Here is a 16,922-nt window from a genome sequence, read left to right as displayed (position 1 = left end):
TGGGGGAGGGGATCGCGAAATGAGTCCTGCGAAGAGACGCGGCATCCTGATCGGCGGCGCGCTGCTCGTCGTCGTGGTCGTGGTGGCGGCGTTCTTCGTGCTGAACGGCGGTTCGGCACCCGAGGCGGAGGCCGGGGCGACGAGCGTGGAGAGCCCGGGCGCGGCCGACCCGCACACGGCGATCACGGAGTACCTGCAGGACGTGGCCGAGAACAACCCGGACGCGGCGGCCAAGCTGACCGACGCCGCGCCCGCCGCCGCGGTGGCCCTGCGGGACGCGCGCAACACGCTGAGCCCGCGGTCGGTCGTCGCCAAGCTGACCGTGCTCCAGCCGACGCCGGCCGGCGCCAAGCGGACCAGCGGGACGTTCAGCATGTCGTGGGCGCTGAAGCCGGGCAACTGGACCTACGACGTGCCGTTCGAGCTGGCCCAGGCCGGCGGCAAGTGGCTCGTGCACTGGGCGCCGGCGCTGCTGCACCCGAAGCTCGAGGCGGGGCAGCGGCTGGTGATCAGCACGGCGGTGCAGGACACGACGGCCGTCGCCGACCGTGACGGCAAGCCGCTGCTGATCAACGGGTCCGGCGGCCTGCGCGCGGTCGACGGCGACCCGGCGCCGCTGCTGCGGTCCGCGCTCGGCGGGCAGGTCACGGCGGCGAGCGGGAGCGGCTTCGCCGTCCAGCGCGTCGACACGAGCGGGAAGAGCGTGGAGACGCTGTTCGGGAAGGCCGACGGCGAAGGGAAGACGCTGACGTCGAGCCTGAGCCTGACCGCGCAGAAGTCCGCGCAGGCCGCGGTCGACGGCTACCAGGGCTCGGCGATGATGGTCGCGCTCGACACCGGCTCGGGCGACATCCTGGCCGTCGCGCAGAACGCGGCCGCCGGGAAGGACCCGAAGGCGCTGCACGGTCTGTACGAGCCGGGCTCGTCGTTCAAGATCGCGACCTCGGTCGCCGCGGTCCAGCAGAGCGGCCTGAACGCGCAGTCGCCGGTCGATTGCCCCGGCGTCGCGACGGTCGGCACGCGGACGGTCAAGAACGAGGGCTTCGAGCTGGGCGCGACGAACCTGCAGACGGCGTTCGCCCGCTCCTGCAACACGACGTTCGGGCAGCTGGCGTTGGACCTGCCGGCCGACGGGCTGGTGAAGGCCGCGAACGAGCTGGGCCTCAACGCCGACTACGAGATCCCGGGGATCGACACCGAGCTGGGCAAGGTCGAGCCGGCGGCGAGCAAGGACGAGCAGGTCGAGGACGGGTTCGGCCAGGGCCGGATCCAGGCGAGCTGCCTCGGTGGCGCGCTGATGGCGGCCACGGTCGCGTCCGGCAAGGCCCTCACGCCGCGGCTGTGGCACGACCTGGACACCACGGTCGTCAAGGGCTACTCGCCGCCGCCCGCGGCAGTGCTCGCCCAGGTGCGGAAGATGATGCGAGCCGTCGTGACCAGCGGCACCGGGCGCGGCGCCGCGGGCGCGGGCGAGGTCTACGGCAAGACCGGCACGGCCCAGTTCGGCGACGGCTCGAACGCCACGGGCTGGTTCGTCGGGTACCGCGGGAACGTGGCGTTCGCGGTGCTCCTGGAGAACTCGAACGACTCGGGCCCGGCGGTCACCCTGGCGGCGAAGTTCCTGAAGGGGATCTGACGCTTCGGCCGCGGCCGAAGGGCGCGGGTCGTAGCGTGGGGGCATGGAGACGATCGCCCTCGCCGAGGTCGCCGCGGTGCTCGCCGACCCGAGTCGGGCCACCATGTGCCTCGCCCTGCTCGACGGGCGGGCCTGGACCGTCGGCGAGCTGGCCAAGGCGGCCGGGATCGCGCTCTCCACGGCCAGTGAGCACGTCACCCGGCTGGTCGACGCCGGGTTCGTCGTCCGGGTCAAGCAGGGCCGCGCCAGCTACGTCCGGATCGCCGACCCGCGCGTCGCCGAGCTGATCGAGCACCTGGCCCAGCACGCCGAGCACCGCCCGGTGACCGGGCTGAAGTCGTCGCTGCGGGTGCAGCGGCTCGGCTTCGCGCGCACCTGCTACGACCACCTCGCCGGCGTGCTGGGTGTCGCCGTCCGCGACGGGATGCTCGCCACCGGCCTGCTCGACACCGCCGACGGGCTGACGCTGACCGCCCGCGGCCGCGAGGTGCTGGCCGGGCTCGGCGTGCCGGTCGCCGCCGGGCGGCGGCCGCTGCTGCGCGACTGTCTGGATTGGACGGAGCGCCGCGACCACCTCGCCGGCGCGCTGCCCGCGGCGCTGCTCGACCGGGCGGTCGAGGCGGGCTGGGTCGGCCGGGACGGCCACCGCGCCGTGAAGGTGCATCCGAGCGCTGTCAAGCCGTTCGCGGCGCTCGGTGTCGATCTCGCTGCGCTCGGTGCTCCTTAACACACCAAGTGTCCGGCTCGGGCCGACGGTACACGAACGAGTTAACCCACCCGCTTCACTATTCTGAGTGCCCACGGCACTCGGAGGGAGGCGGCATGGACCAGCTCCCCGTGTTGCTCGGCGTCGGCGGCGTCGTGCTGCTCGCGTCCGTGCTCGCCGTGCGCGTCTCCATCCGGCTCGGCCTGCCTTCGCTGCTGCTGTACCTCGGGATCGGCGTGCTGCTGGGCGAAGCCGGCTTCGGCATCCGGTTCGACAACCCCGGGCTGACCCAGTCGCTGGGCCTCGCCGCCCTCGTCATGATCCTCGCCGAAGGCGGGCTGACAACGCGCTGGTCCGCCGTGAAACCCGCGCTGGGCCTGGGAATCGTACTGTCCACAGTGGCCGTTGTGGTGAGCGTCGCGGTCACCGGTGCGGCGCTGCACTTCCTGCTCGGCCTCGACTGGCGGTTCGCCCTGCTGTGGGGCGCGGTGCTCGCCTCGACCGACGCGGCGGCGGTGTTCTCGGTGCTGCGCACGGCCGGGATCGGCAAGCGCCTGGTCGGGGCGCTGGAGCTGGAGTCCGGCATCAACGACGCGCCGGCGTACATCGCCGTCGTCGTGCTGGCCGAAGGCACCACTGTGGACTGGACGCTGCCGCTGCTGGTGGTCTACGAGCTGGGGGCCGGCCTGGCGATCGGGCTCGGCTTCGGCTGGCTCGGCGGGCTCGCGCTGCGCCGGGCCGCGCTGCCGGCGACCGGGCTCTACCCGCTCGCGACGGTCGCGGTCTGCGTGGTCGCGTACTCGTCCGGCCAGCTGGCGCACGCGTCCGGGCTGCTCGCGACCTACGTCGCCGCGCTGGTGCTGGGCAATTCGCGGCTGCCGCACCGGTCGGACACATTGTCGTTCGCCGAGGGGCTCGGCTGGCTGGCGCAGATCGGGCTGTTCGTGCTGCTCGGGCTGTTCGCGTCGCCGAGCCGGCTGTTCGAGACGCTGATTCCGGGCCTGGTCGCGGGCGCCGTCGTGCTGCTGCTGGCCCGGCCGATCTCGGTGGTGCTCTCGGTGCTGCCGTTCCGGCTGCCGTGGCGGGAGCAGGCGTTCCTGTCGTGGGCCGGGCTGCGCGGCGCGGTGCCGATCGTGCTCGCGATGATCCCGCTGTCGCAGGGCCTGCCGGGCGCGCAACGGCTGGTCGACGCGGTGTTCGTGCTGGTGATCGTGCTGACGCTGGTCCAGGGCGCGACGCTCGGCCCGCTCGGGCGCAGGCTCGGGCTGGCGAAGAAGTCCGAGGCGCACGAGGTCGAGGTCGACTCGGCGCCACTGGACGAGCTGGGCGCCGAGCTGCTGCAGGTCCGCATCCAGCCGGGATCGAAGCTGCACGGCGTGTACCTGTCGGAGCTGCGGCTGCCCACGGGGGCAACGGTGAGCCTGGTGGTCCGCGAGGGCGCGGGCTTCACCCCCCAGAAGACGAGCCGGCTGCAGGAGAACGACCAGCTGCTGGTGGTGACGACGACGGCGGTCCGCGACGCGGTCGAGCGCCGGTTGCGAGCGGTGGACCGGGCGGGCCGGCTGGCCCGCTGGCGGGGCGAGTCGGGGCGGTAACCCGCTCGTGGCCGTGGCGGGCCCGATCCGATGGTTCGGTGAACCAGGAGGGCCGGCATGGCAGGCGCGCGAGCCGGCTTGGATCGCGAGAGAGATGCCTCGGCGCGCCGGTGCGCGGTCGGGAGGGCCTGTCCGGCGGGGAGGCCTGCGAGCCGGTCCGCCTGATCTGCGAGGCGGCCTCGCCGCGCCTGCGCGTGATGCTCTGCCCCCGCGTCGGCGCGCTTATTCGGGCCGCGGAGCGTGCGCGCGACGCCAGGCGCGAGCCCTTCAAACGCGCGTCGCCCTAGCCGCGCGTTGTCCGGCGCCTGTCCACTCTCCGCGCCGACCTGGTGATCTTTTCCCGCGAGGGTGATCTTCCCCGTCCGAAATCTTCCCCATGATCCACCCTTTGGCCTACTCTGCGCCCGATCCGGTTACTTCGAACGGGTGAGCGCGACGCCAAAGGAGCACGCACGGTGACAATTCCGCACGTCCGCAGGACGGCCCTCGCCGTCGCGATGACCGCGGTCCTCGGCTTCCTCGGTGCGCCGGCCGCGACCGCCGGAGGGTTCCCCGCCCTCGCCCTGCCGTTCACGGCCGGCCAGCAGGTCTACTCGGCCGGCATCCACTCCGACGACGGCAGCACCGGCGTCGAGAACGCCATCGACTTCAGCCCGGCCGACCGGACCGTGCGCGCGCCGCTGGCCGGGACCGTCCGCCTGCAGCACTGCGCGGGCGGTGACTGGGTGACCGTCGACCACGACGGTGGCTGGCGGACCGGCTACTACCACCTGGAGGGCATCGCGGTCACCGACGGCGAACACGTCGAGGCCGGCGCTGTCCTCGGGTCGACCGGCAACGCGCTCCCGTGCGGTGGCAGCAGCACCGGCGCCCACGTGCACTTCACGCTCTGGACCGTCAGCGGGGACGGCAGGCCGGTCGCCGAGCCCGTCGACGGCAAGTCCATCGGCGGCTGGCGCTTCACCGCCGGAGCCGGGCAGTACACGGGCACCGCGACCCACCTCGCGGACAACGCCGTGACGCAGCTCCCGGGGCGCTTCCGCGCGAAGCTCTGAGCCCTCACGGTGTGTGAGCGGGGTCTCAGATGTTGCGGAGAAGCTTGGCCGCCCGCCGCGTTCTCGGTTACTTTCTTAATCAGGTCATGAGTGTCAGCGCAAAGCCCCGGCTTGCTGACCGGCAACCCTCCTACCGCGGTGGGGTGCCCCGGGTGAAGACCGGGCTGGTCGCGCCGTGCGACCGGCAAGCGCGGGCCCCTCGCCGGGGTCCCCCGGACCGCCGAGGAGGCACCGATGACTTTCGCCGTCGACCGCACCACCACCCTGGCCGAAGCGGGCACACTCGTCCCGGCCGCCCGCACCGCCGAGGAAACCGTTGCCGCGCAGGACATCCCGGCCGTCGCCGGCGCCGCTCTGCGGGTCCCGCTCGTCACGGGTGAGACGATCGGCTACGCCAACCTCGACCACGCCGCGAGCGCCCCCTGTCTCGACACCGTCCGGGCCAAGGTCGACGAGTTCCTGCCCTGGTACGCCAGCGTCCACCGCGGCGCCGGCTTCGCCTCCCAGGTCTCCACCAAGCTCTACGAGCGCACGCGCGACGTCCTGCGCCGCTTCGTCGACGCCCGGCAGACCGACACCGTCGTGTTCACCCGCAACACCACCGATTCCTTCAACCTGCTCGCCCGCAGCCTGCCCCGGCACACGACCGTGATCGTCTTCGACACCGAGCACCACGCCGCGCTGCTGCCGTGGCAGGGCTCGAACGTCCGGCGGATCCCGACCCCGCGCACCCGCCTCGCCGCGGTGTCCGCTGTGGACGAAGCACTCGCGGACGCCCCGCAGGGACCGCGACTGGTCGTCGTCACCGGAGCGTCCAATGTGACCGGTGAGCTGCTCCCCGTCGCCGAGATCGCCGCCGTCGCGCGCAAGCACGGCGCCCGCGTCGCGCTCGACGCCGCCCAGCTCGCCCCGCACCGCCGGATCTCCATCAAGGAGCTGGACGTCGACTACGTCGCGCTGTCCGGCCACAAGCTCTACGCGCCTTTCGGCGCGGGCGCGCTGATCGGCCGCGCCGACTGGCTGCGTGCCGCCCGGCCGTACCTCGCCGGCGGCGGCGCGACCAAGCTCGTCACCGAGGACGCCGTCGTCTGGAGCACCGGGCCCGAGCGCCACGAAGCCGGCTCGCCCAACACCGTCGGGGTGTACGCGCTCGGCGTCGCGTGCGAGACCCTGGCCGGGAACTGGGCCGCGATCGAAGAGCACGAGCAGGCCCTGCTCGCCCGGCTGCGCAAGGGACTCGAAGGCATCCCGGGCTGCGCCGAGCTGCGGCTGTTCGACGCGCCGGTCGACCGCGTCGGCACGGTCGGCTTCGTCGTCGACGGCTTCGACCCGGGCTGGCTCGCCGCGGTGCTGTCGGCCGAGTACGGCATCGGCGTCCGCGACGGCGCCTTCTGCGCGCACATCGCGGTCAAGCGCCTGATCGGCCTCACCGGCGGCGACGGGCAGCAGGCGATCCGCGTCAGCCTCGGCCTGGGCAGCACCGAGGAGCACGTCGACCGCGTGGTCCGCGCGCTGCGCCAGATCGTCGCGCGCGGGGCCCGCTGGGAGTACGCGAAGGTGGACGGCCGGTGGGCCCCGGTCGGCGACCCGCGGGAGCTGCCGCCGTTCTGCTGAGCGCTAACCTGGCCCGATGGGGAGAGGGCGGCGTTTCTGGTTTCCGTTGGCACTGCTCGGGCTCACGCAGATCGGCATGGCGGCGGTGCAGCTGCTGTCCCGCCGCAGCCCGGCCGAGGGCGAATTCGTGAACATCGTGTCGCTCCCGATGAGCCAGGAGAACCTTCGCGCCACCGCCGACGTCGGCCGCGGGCAGTTTCTCACGCAGGACCCTTATCACGCACCGGGCGCGGGCTTGCCGGCCGGTCCGGTCTGGCTGATCGCGCTCGGCGTGGTGCTGCTCGGCACGGCGATCTGGTACGCGGCCGTCCTGCGCCCCGCCCGACTCGACTGGTTCGTCCTCGGGGCGGTCGGGGCGCTCGTCGCCCTTCCGCTCCTCGACCTGGTCGGGTCGTGGCAGTTCCGGCTCGGCGACGGCCTGCGCGGCCCGCTGCTGGCCACCCTCGGCCTGCTTGTCCTCTCCGCGTACGAGCGCAGCAAACTCGTCCTGCTCGCCACGGCCGGGTTCGGGGTGATCGCCGTGCTGCTGTCGGCGGACCTGGTGGGGGTGCTCGGCTCGGCGGCCGTTCTGCTCACCGCGGCTTTCGCGGCCCTCCTTCGCCCGGCGTCCGAGGCCCTGCGGTGATGGGGAGTTCGCGGCGGTCCTGGTTCCCGTTGGCGGCGCTCGGGTTCGCCTTGCTGGTCATGGTGGCGGTCGAGCTGCTGCCCGGGGACCGCACCTTCGGAACCGTGGCCGGACCGGAGTACCAGCCGGTCCGGAGTCTCGGCACCGGCGGGCTGGGCGGCACCGGCCGGCCCGACAACGAGCTTTCGGGGATCGCCTTCGCCACGGCCACCGACGTCGTCCCGTCGGCGACGCTCGGCTGGCTCGCCGGCCTCGCCTGCGTCGTGCTCGCCGTGGCCGGCTGGTACTGGCTGTCCCTGCGCCGGGCCGGCACAGCGCCGCGGCCCGTCCGGTTCGTGCTCGGCACCCTGGGCGCGCTGGCGGCCGTCCCGCTGCTCGACCTGGTCGGCGCGCTGGAGCTGCGGCTGCCCGGGGACGTGCGCGGCGCGCTGCTGGCCGCGCTCGGCCTCCTGCTGCTGGCCGCGTACGAGCGCAGCTGGTTCCTGGCGGCCGTCCCAGTCGTGTTCGTCCTGGTCACGGTGGTCTTCCCGGCCCTGGCGGCCGGGGCGCTGGTGGCGGCGGGCCTGCTGTTCGCCGCCGCGTTCGCGGTGCTCCTGCGCGGGCCGGTCACCGCCGCCGACACCGCCTGACCAGCACCGTGGAGAATGGAGCGGTGAGCACCGAGCCCAGCCACTCCGAACCCGACATCGACACCGACGCCGAAGTGGCGCCCGAGACCGTGCAGGAGACGCCGGAAGAGCCGGCGAAGCCGCTGCCGAAGCGGCGCGTGGGCTGGGTGTTCGCCGTCGCCGTCGTGTTCTGGGCGATCGACCTGGTCACGAAGAACCTGGTCGCCGCCAACCTGGAGGGCAAGGAGCCGGTCCGGATCCTCGGCGGGCTGATCTACCTGCAGGTGATCCGCAACCCCGGCGCCGCGTTCTCGATGGCCACCGGCATGACGTGGGTGCTCGCGCTGGTCGCCCTCGCCGTCGTCATCGCGATCATCTGGCTGTCCCGGCGGCTGCGCTCGATCGGCTGGGCCATCGGCCTCGGCCTCGTGCTCGCCGGCGCCACGGGCAACCTCACCGACCGCATCTTCCGGGCGCCCGGCGGGTTGCAGGGGCACGTCGTCGACTTCATCTCGGCGTTCGCCCCGAATGGCAAGGGCTTCGCGATCTTCAACATCGCCGACTCGGCCATCTGCGTCGGCGGCGCGCTGATCGTGCTGCTGTCCCTGCTGGGCAAGGACTACGACGGCACGTCGACCAAGGACAAGAAGAAAGTCGAGAAGGCAGTCGAGAAGGCACAGGAGGAGCAGGCGTGAGCTCGCGGATGCTCCCGGTGCCCGACGGGCTCGACGGGATGCGGGTCGACGCCGGCCTCGCCAAGCTGCTCGGCCTCTCGCGGACCGTCGTCGCGGAGCTGGCCGAAGCCGGCGACGTGCTGCTCGACGGCCGTCCGGCGGGCAAGTCCGACCGGCTTTCCGGCGGCGGTCTGCTGGAGATCACGCTGCCGGAGCCGGCGAACCCCGTCGAGGTCGTCGCCGAGCCGGTCGAGGGCATGCGGATCCTGCACGACGACGACGACATCGTCGTGATCTCCAAGCCGGTCGGCGTCGCCGTGCACCCCAGCCCGGGCTGGACCGGCCCGACGGTCGTCGGCGGCCTCGCCGCGGCCGGCCTGCGGATCGCGACGTCGGGCGCGGCCGAGCGGCAGGGTGTCGTGCACCGGCTCGACGCCGGCACCACCGGCGTGATGGTGGTGGCCAAGAGCGAGCACGCGTACACGGTCCTGAAGCGCGCGTTCAAGGAACGCACGGTGGACAAGGGCTACCACGCGATCGTCCAGGGCCACCCCGACCCGACGCGCGGCACGATCGACGCCCCGATCGACCGCCACCCGCGCCACGACTACAAGTTCGCGGTCGTCCAGGGCGGCCGCCCGAGCGTCACGCACTACGAGGTCGTCGAGGCGTTCCGGGCGGCGTCGCTGGCGCACATCAAGCTGGAAACCGGGCGGACGCACCAGATCCGCGTGCACTTCTCGGCGCTGCGCCACCCCTGCGTCGGCGACCTGACGTACGGCGCGGATCCGGTGCTGGCCCGCCACCTCGGCCTGAGCCGCCAGTGGCTGCACGCGAAGACCCTGGCGTTCGCGCACCCGGCGGACGGCCGCTGGGTCGAGTTCGAGTCCGAGTACCCGGACGACCTGGCGAAGGCTCTCGAAATCCTGCGCGAGGAAAGCTACTAGTCCTCGATCGACCAGGTGAGCGTGCGTTCGTCCGGCTCCGGCCGCGGGCTCCAGCGGACCGAAACCACGCGTGTCGCGTCCGGCAGGACGTACACCGTGTGGCCGCCCAGGGTTTCGCCCGGCTTGACGCCGATCTTGTGCGGCGGCCGGGACGTCAGCGACACCGGCGCCTTGCCGATCGCGGTGCCGTCGGCCGCGAGCAGCTCGAGGTAGTTGTCCGGCAGCGACGCGAACGGGATCGACCCGCGGTTGGTGATCTCGGTGTGCACGACGACCGCGCGTTCACCGGCCTCCAGCCGGTAGCCCGCCGCGCCGAACAGGTAGTCCGCCGGGTCCTGGACCTCCAGCAGCTGCACGGACAGCTGCTCGCCCTCCAGGCCCTGGGTCTCCATGACCTCGCCGAGCTTGCCCCGCTTGCCGGTGGCCGCCGGGCGGGCCGGCTCGTCGCCGCGGGCCCACGACGCCGTCTGCGGCAGGCCCCACGTGCTGACGGCGGGGTCGATCGGCACCGGCGGCGGGGCGAACTGGGGGCGCGGCGGCGGGCCGGGGTAGCGCCCGGACGGCGTGCCCTGGACGGTGTAGGGGCCCGAGGGCGCGCCTTGGACGGTGTACGGCCCCGAAGGCGCGCCCTGCACGTTGTACGGCCCCGACGGGACGCCCTGCGGACCCGGGCCGGGCGGCATCGGCGGCGCGGGCTGCTGGGGTACCGGGTGCGACGGCGGCGCGAACTGCTGCGGCGCCGGAAACTGCTGCTGCGGCGGCCGGTTCGCCCACGACGGCGGCGCGCCCGCGATCGCCGCGCGCAACCCCTGCGGGTCGCTCTCGACGCCGACGAGCAGCGGCAGCCCGCTGCCGGACAGCGCGACCAGCCGGTAGGCGACCTCGCGGGGATCCATGCCGACCTTGGCCGCCAGCTCGTGCACCGCGGTCTTGCCGAGGTCGGCGAGCGCGGCGAGCAGGCGGATGTCCACGGGATCGGTCACGGCCACCCGCAGAACGCTACCGCCTCGCCGATCCTCCCGTGCCGGGCCCGTCCGGCGGTCCACCGTTCTTGTCGGTGATCTCCGTTAGGGTCGGACGGGAGCACAACACCGAAGCTGGGGGTCCTGCCCATGACCGCGGTCACCGAACTCGCCGAGGAGTTCGTCGAAGCGCTGTTCGCCGCCGATCCGCTGACGCCCGCCATCCTGGGCGTCCGGCCGGCCGAGCCCGGCCTGCCGGACCTGTCCGCCGAGGCCGAGCAGGCGCACCGGGCCACGCTCGCGGGGTTCGCCGAGCGGGCCCGCGCGCTGGAGGCCGGGGAGCTGTCGGCCGAGGACCGCGTCACCCGGGACGTCCTCATCGCCACGGCGGAAGACCGCGTGGCGGCGATCGACAGCCGGATGGCCGAGTTCACCGTCACCGACGTCATGGTCGCGCCCGCGGCGTCGCTGCTGATGGTGCTGCCGATGACGACCGTGACCGCGGGCGAAGCCGCGGAGGCCCAGCTCGGCAGGCTGGCCGCCGTCCCGGAGTACCTGCGCCAGGCCGCCCGGCGGCACGCCGAGGGCATCGCCGCCGGGCGCACCCCGGTGGCGCACCTGGTCGAGGCCGCGATCGCGCACCTCGACCGCTACCTCGCCGCCCCGGACGCCGACCCGCTGCGCCGCCAGCCCGCGCCCGACGAGGAGTTCGGCCGGCGGCGGGACGAGCTGCTGGCCGACGTCGTCCGCCCGGCCTTCGCCGAGTACCGCGCGTTCCTCGACACGGAGGTGCGGCCGCACGGCCGGCCCGCCGACCGGCCCGGGCTGAAGTGGCTGCCGGGCGGGGAAGAGGCGTACGCGCGGCTGGCGAAGGTGCACACGACCACCGACCGCACGCCCGAGGAACTGCACCGGACCGGCCTCGACGTCATCGACTCGCTGGCCGCCGAGTACCGCGAGCTGGGGCAGAAGGTCTTCGGCACCGACGACCTCGCCGAGATCTTCGAGCGGCTGCGCACCGACCCGGCCCTGCGCTGGACCGACGCCGAAGAGCTGCTGGACACCGCGCGCACCGCCGTCGCCCGCGCGACCGCCGAAGCCCCGAAGTGGTTCGGTCACGTGCCGTCGCAGCCGTGCCTGGTCGAGGCGGTGCCGGAGGAAGCCGCGCCCGGCGCGCCCCCGGCGTACTACCTGCGCCCGGCCGCCGACGGCTCCCGTCCGGGCATCTACTTCGCGAACACCTACGAGGCCACCGAACGCTTCCGGCACTCCGCCGAGTCGACCGCGTTCCACGAAGCCGTGCCGGGGCACCACTTCCAGCTGAGCGTCGCGACCGGCCTGACCGACCTGCCGCTGCTGCGCCGCATCGGCAGCTTCACCGCCTACACCGAGGGCTGGGGCCTCTACAGCGAGCGCCTCGCCGACGAGATGGGCCTGTACTCCGGCGACGTCGCGCGGCTGGGCATGCTGACCGCCGACTCGATGCGCGCGGGCCGGCTGGTCGTCGACACCGGGATGCACGCGCTGGGCTGGAGCCGGCAGCAGGCCGTCGACTACCTGGCCGAGAACACGCCGATGGCCCGGGTGGAGATCGAGGCCGAGATCGACCGGTACATCGCGTGGCCGGGCCAGGCGCTGGCGTACATGGTGGGGCGGCTGGAGATCCAGCGGATCCGCGCCCGCGCCGAGGAGCGGCTGGGCTCGCGGTTCGACATCCGCGCGTTCCACGACCTGGTGCTCGCCGGGGGCGCCCTGCCGCTGTCGGCGCTCGCCGCCGCCGTCGACGAGTGGGTGGCCGGGCACGGCGACACGGCCAACGGCCTGGCCGCCGAGCTGGTCGAGCTGTCCTTCGAGCACGAGCCGCTCTATCCGTCGGTGTTCGGGCTGCCCGGCGACCACGACCGGCTCGCCGACCAGACCCGGGCGGCGCAGGAGCGGTTCCGCGTCGCCTACCGGGAGCTCGCCGCCCGCGCCCGGGCGCTGCCCGTGGACGGCCTGAGCGCGGAAGAGGCCGTGACGCGCGAGGTCGTGATCGCCTCCGCCGAGGTGGAAGCCGACCGGCTCGGCGCCCGCAGCGCCGACATCGCGGTCAGCGACGGGCTGACCGCCCCCGCGCTGGGACTGCTGCTGTACCTGCCGTACTACAAGCTGGACGACGAGAAGAAGGCGTGCGGCTACCTGGCCCGGCTCGCGGCGGCGGGCACGTTCCTCGAGCAGCTGGCCGAGCGGCAGCGCGAGAGCCTGGCCGAGGGGCTCGTGCCGGCGGCCTACCTCGCCCGTGTCGGCATCGAGTACATCGAGCGGTACCTGGCGGCGCCGGACAGCGACCCGCTGAAGGTGGGCACGACGGCGGACGTCGAGGGCTTCGAAGCCGAGCGCGACCGGCTGCTCGCCGAGGTCGTGCACCCGGCGTACGCCCGCTACCGCGACTTCCTGCGCACCGAGGTCGAGCCGGTCGGGCGGCCCGACACCGAACCCGGCATCGGCCACGTGCCGGGCGGCGCCGAGCGGTACGCGGCGCTGATCCGCGCGGAGACGACGACCGAGCGCACGGCCCAGGACCTGCACGACACCGGCCTGGCGCTGATCGCGAAGCTCGCGGACGAATACCGCGAGCTGGGGCAGAAGGTGTTCGGCACCGGCGAGCTCGCCGAGATCTTCGAGCGGCTGCGCACCGATCCGGCGTTGCGCTGGCGCGACGGCGAGGAGCTGCTGGCCGCGGCCCGCGACGCCATCGCGCGCGCCGAAGCCGTGGCACCGCGGTGGTTCAAGAGCATTCCGGCCGAGAAGTGCGAGGTCGCGCCGGTGCCCGAGGCCGACGCGGCGAGCGGCACGATCGCGTACTACCTGCAGCCGTCGCTCGACGGCACGCGGCCGGGGACCTACTACGCCAACACGTACGAGGCCGACAAGCGCCCGCGTTTCACGAGCGAGGCGATCGCGTTCCACGAAGCCGTGCCGGGGCACCACTTCCAGCTCAGCCTCGCCCAGGAGCTGACGGACCTGCCGCTGCTGCGGCGGATCGGCATGTTCAACGCCTACGCCGAAGGCTGGGGCCTCTACGCGGAGCGGCTCGCCGACGAGATGGGCCTGTACTCCGACGACGTGGCCCGGCTGGGCATGCTGACGCAGGATTCGATGCGGGCGGGCCGGCTGGTCGTCGACACCGGGATGCACGCGCTGGGCTGGAGCCGGCAGCAGGCGATCGACTACCTCGTCGACAACACGCCGATGGCGCGGCTGGAGATCGAGGCGGAGATCGACCGGTACGCCGGTTGGCCGGCCCAGGCCCTCGGGTACATGGTGGGTCGGCTGGAGATCCAGCGGCTGCGGGCCGAGGCCGAGGAGGCGCTCGGCGACCGCTTCGACATCCGCGCGTTCCACGAAGTCGTGCTGGGCCACGGCATGCTGCCGCTGCCGGCGCTGGCCAAGGTCGTCACGGACTGGGTGGCGGCGCAGGGCGACACCGCCGACCGGCTGGCCGACGAGTGCCTGGAGCTGATGTTCGAGGCGCAGCCGCTGCTGCCGTCGCTCTACGGGCTGCCGGGCACGCACGACAAGCTCGCCGACCAGTCCGCCGAAGCGATCGCCCGGCAGCGCGCCGGGTTCGCCGCGCTCATCGCGCGGGCCGAGGCGCTCGGCGAGCTGCCGCCCGCCGAGCGCGTCACGCGGGACGTCGTGATCTGGCAGGCCCGCACGCAGATCGACGTGCTGGACTCGGGCCGCGCCGACATCGCGGTGAGCGATGGGCTGGCCGCGCCGGCGCTGGAGCTGCTGATGGAGCTGCCGCAGACGGTGCTCGACGACGAGGCCAAGTCCCGTGGCTACCTGAGCAGGCTCGCCGCGATCGGCACGTACCTGGACCAGCTGATCGAGCGGCAGCGGGCCGCGCTCGCCGAGGGCTTGACGCCGCCGGAGTTCCTGGCGCGCATCGGGATCGGCTACGTCGAGCGCTACCTCGCGGCACCGGACAATGACCCGCTGAAGGTGCCGGTCCACGGGCTGGAGGCCGAGCGTGACCGGTTGCTGGCCGAGGTCGTGCGGCCCGCGTACGCGCGCTACCGGGACTTCCTGGCCGACGAGGTGGTGCCGGTCGCGCGGCCGGAGACGTCGCCGGGCATCGGCGACCTGCCGGGCGGCGCGGAGCGCTACGCGGCGCTGATCCGGGCGGAGACGACGACCGAGCGCACGGCCCAGGACCTGCACGACACCGGGCTGGCGATCATCGAGCGGCTGGCGGGGGAGTACCGCGAGCTGGGCGCGAAGGTGTTCGGTACCACCGACCTCGCGGAGATCTTCGACCGGATCCGCACGGACCCGGCGTTGCGCTGGCGCGACGGCGAGGAGCTGCTGGACGCGGCCCGCGCGACGATCGCGCGGGCGGAAGCCGTGGCGCCGCAGTGGTTCCTGCGCGTTCCGGAGCAGAAGTGCGAGGTCGCGCCGGTGCCGGCCGCCGAGGCGGAAAGCGGCTCGATCGCGTACTACATCGACCCGTCACTGGACGGTTCGCGGCCGGGCACGTACTACGCGAACACGCACGAGGCCGACCAGCGGCAGCGGACGCTCGGGGAGGCGGTGGCGTTCCACGAAGCCGTGCCGGGGCACCACTTCCAGCTGACGCTCGCCCAGCAGCTGACCGGAGTGCCGCTGCTGCGCCGGATCGGCATGTTCAACGCCTACGCCGAAGGCTGGGGGCTGTACGCGGAGCGGCTGGCCGACGAGATGGGGCTGTATTCGGACGACGTGGCGCGGATCGGCCTGCTGACGCAGGATTCGATGCGCGCGGCGCGCCTGGTGGTCGACACGGGCCTGCACGCGCTGGGCTGGAGCCGGCAGCGGGCGGTGGACTACCTGGTCGAGAACACGCCGATGGCCCGGATCGAGATCGAGGCGGAGATCGACCGGTACGCGGGTCACCCGGGCCAGGCGCTGGGCTACATGGTGGGCCGCCTGGAGATCGAGCGGCTGCGGGCGGAGGCGGAGCGGGCCCTGGGCGAGGAGTTCGACATCCGCGAGTTCCACGACACGGTGCTGGGCAGCGGAACCGTGCCGCTCCCGGTGCTGGCGGACGTGGTGGCGGAGTGGGTGGCGGCCCGCGCGAAGTGAAGCGGCCGGGCCCGGCGGCCGGGAGCTGGCTTCCCGCCGCCGGGCGGCGGTGGTGGTCCGGCACCCCGGCCGCAGCCGGGCCGGGGCGGCTCGGCCGGCCGGCCGGCGCGAGCGTGACACGGCCCACCGGCCGCTCGCCGTCCCTTGCGGACATTCGACCTGAGGAGCACTCGTGACCTGGCTCGACCTCGCCGACGACAGCCCGTTCGGCCTGGACAACCTGCCCTACGGCGTCTTCTCGGTCGGCGGCGCGCCCGAACGGCGCATCGGCGTGCCCGTCGGCGAGCACGTCCTCGACCTCACCGCCGCGGCCGAAGAGACCGCCGCCCCTTTCGCGCCGCTGCTCACCGCGGGTGTCCTCAACCCCCTGCTCGCCGCCGGGCCCGTCACCTGGCGGGAGGTGCGCGAAACCCTCCGGGACCGGCTCACCGAACCCCGGTACGCCGACCAGCTCCGCCCGCACCTGCACCCGCTGACCGAAGTCACCACGCACCTCCCCTTCGAGGTCGCGGACTACGTCGACTTCTACTCCAGCGAGCAGCACGCCCTCAACGCCGGCCGGATCTTCCGGCCCGACGCGGCCGAGCTGCCGCCCAACTGGAAGCACCTGCCCATCGGCTACCACGGCCGGGCGGGCACGGTCGTCGCGTCCGGCACTCCCGTCGTCCGCCCGCACGGGCAACGCAAGCCGCGCAACGCCGACGCTCCCTCCTTCGGCCCGTCGCGGCGGCTGGACATCGAGGCGGAAGTCGGGTTCGTGGTCGGGGTCCCGGGCACACGGGTGTCCACCGCGGACTTCGCGGACCACGTCTTCGGCGTCTGCCTGGTCAACGACTGGTCGGCCCGCGACATCCAGGCCTGGGAGTCCCAGCCGCTGGGCCCGTTCCTCGGCAAGTCGTTCGCGACGTCGGTGTCGCCGTGGATCGTCCCCCTCGCCGCGCTCGACCATGCGCGGGTCGGCGGCCCGCCGCAGGACCCGGAGCCGCTCGAGTACCTGCGCACCACCGAAAACTGGGGACTCGACCTGGCGATCGAGATCCGGCTCAACGGCCACCTCGTGTCCCGCCCGCCGTTCGCGACGCAGTACTGGACCGCGCCCCAGCAGCTCGCCCACCTCACGGTCAACGGCGCGACCCTGCGCACCGGCGACCTGTTCGCCTCGGGCACCGTCACCGGCCCGGACCGCGACCAGCGCGGCTCGTTCCTCGAACTGTCCTGGGGCGGCCGGGAACCCCTGGAGCTCCCGGACGGTCGGACCCGCACGTTCCTGGAGGACGGCGACGAGGTCGTGATCACCGCGACGGCCCCCGGGCCGGGTGGTGCGCGGATCGGGTTCGGGGAGGTGCGCGGCACCGTCGTCCCCGGCTGACGCGTGACGATCCGCCCGCTCCCGG

Annotated in this window: 12 protein-coding genes and 1 riboswitch; of the genes, 11 read left to right on the top strand and 1 reads right to left on the bottom strand. The window is 73.7% G+C overall.

What is annotated here, in order from left to right:
• The first annotated feature begins 19 nt into the window (after nucleotides 1–19).
• From AB0J40_RS29585 to AB0J40_RS29545, 9 genes are all read left to right on the top strand, one after another.
• Nucleotides 20–1,636 carry a penicillin-binding transpeptidase domain-containing protein gene (locus AB0J40_RS29585; protein WP_364459033.1) on the top strand — a complete coding sequence of 539 codons (1,617 nt, stop codon included), beginning with the start codon at nucleotides 20–22 and terminating at the stop codon, nucleotides 1,634–1,636.
• 43 nt (nucleotides 1,637–1,679) lie between these two features.
• On the top strand, nucleotides 1,680–2,363 hold the full coding sequence (locus AB0J40_RS29580) for a metalloregulator ArsR/SmtB family transcription factor (RefSeq protein ID WP_364459030.1): 684 nt from the start codon (nucleotides 1,680–1,682) through the stop codon (nucleotides 2,361–2,363).
• 95 nt (nucleotides 2,364–2,458) lie between these two features.
• Nucleotides 2,459–3,937, top strand: coding sequence for a potassium/proton antiporter (locus tag AB0J40_RS29575; protein ID WP_364459027.1), 1,479 nt, complete (start codon nucleotides 2,459–2,461; stop codon nucleotides 3,935–3,937).
• A 455-nt stretch (nucleotides 3,938–4,392) separates the two neighbouring features.
• Nucleotides 4,393–4,992 carry a M23 family metallopeptidase gene (locus AB0J40_RS29570; protein WP_364459024.1) on the top strand — a complete coding sequence of 200 codons (600 nt, stop codon included), beginning with the start codon at nucleotides 4,393–4,395 and terminating at the stop codon, nucleotides 4,990–4,992.
• 82 nt (nucleotides 4,993–5,074) lie between these two features.
• Nucleotides 5,075–5,189: riboswitch (SAM riboswitch) on the top strand.
• Nucleotides 5,190–5,226: 37 nt separating this feature from the next.
• On the top strand, nucleotides 5,227–6,606 hold the full coding sequence (locus tag AB0J40_RS29565; protein ID WP_364459023.1) for an aminotransferase class V-fold PLP-dependent enzyme: 1,380 nt from the start codon (nucleotides 5,227–5,229) through the stop codon (nucleotides 6,604–6,606).
• Between the two features lie 16 nt (nucleotides 6,607–6,622).
• A complete protein-coding gene (locus AB0J40_RS29560) occupies nucleotides 6,623–7,231 on the top strand; it encodes a hypothetical protein (RefSeq protein ID WP_364459021.1) in 609 nt (202 codons plus the stop codon).
• The gene (locus AB0J40_RS29555; protein WP_364459018.1) at nucleotides 7,231–7,860 is read left to right on the top strand and encodes a hypothetical protein; all 630 of its coding nucleotides are present in this window, start codon (nucleotides 7,231–7,233) and stop codon (nucleotides 7,858–7,860) included. Before AB0J40_RS29560 ends, AB0J40_RS29555 begins: the two co-directional genes overlap by 1 nt.
• Nucleotides 7,861–7,934: 74 nt before the next feature.
• Entirely contained in the window at nucleotides 7,935–8,534 is a 600-nt protein-coding gene (gene lspA, locus AB0J40_RS29550) for a signal peptidase II (RefSeq protein WP_364459231.1), read from the top strand.
• A complete protein-coding gene (locus AB0J40_RS29545) occupies nucleotides 8,531–9,460 on the top strand; it encodes an RluA family pseudouridine synthase (RefSeq protein WP_364459016.1) in 930 nt (309 codons plus the stop codon). The genes lspA and AB0J40_RS29545 overlap by 4 nt, the downstream gene beginning before the upstream one ends.
• On the opposite strand, the gene AB0J40_RS29540 is transcribed toward AB0J40_RS29545, so the two are convergent.
• Entirely contained in the window at nucleotides 9,457–10,449 is a 993-nt protein-coding gene (locus tag AB0J40_RS29540; RefSeq protein WP_364459013.1) for an AsnC family protein, read from the bottom strand. The genes AB0J40_RS29545 and AB0J40_RS29540 overlap by 4 nt on opposite strands.
• Nucleotides 10,450–10,572: 123 nt before the next feature.
• On the opposite strand from AB0J40_RS29540, the gene AB0J40_RS29535 reads away from it, so the two are divergent.
• Complete coding sequence (locus tag AB0J40_RS29535; protein WP_364459011.1) at nucleotides 10,573–15,528, top strand: DUF885 domain-containing protein; 4,956 nt, start codon at nucleotides 10,573–10,575, stop codon at nucleotides 15,526–15,528.
• Between the two features lie 172 nt (nucleotides 15,529–15,700).
• Entirely contained in the window at nucleotides 15,701–16,897 is a 1,197-nt protein-coding gene (gene fahA / locus AB0J40_RS29530; protein WP_364459008.1) for a fumarylacetoacetase, read from the top strand.
• Nucleotides 16,898–16,922 lie beyond the last annotated feature (25 nt).

The sequence above is a fragment of the Amycolatopsis sp. NPDC049691 genome, assembly GCF_040675005.1.
In the GTDB taxonomy this organism is placed as follows: Bacteria; Actinomycetota; Actinomycetes; order Mycobacteriales; family Pseudonocardiaceae; genus Amycolatopsis.
The sequence above is the reverse complement of the archived record's forward strand: the minus strand, read 5'-3'. Positions and strand labels throughout refer to the sequence as shown.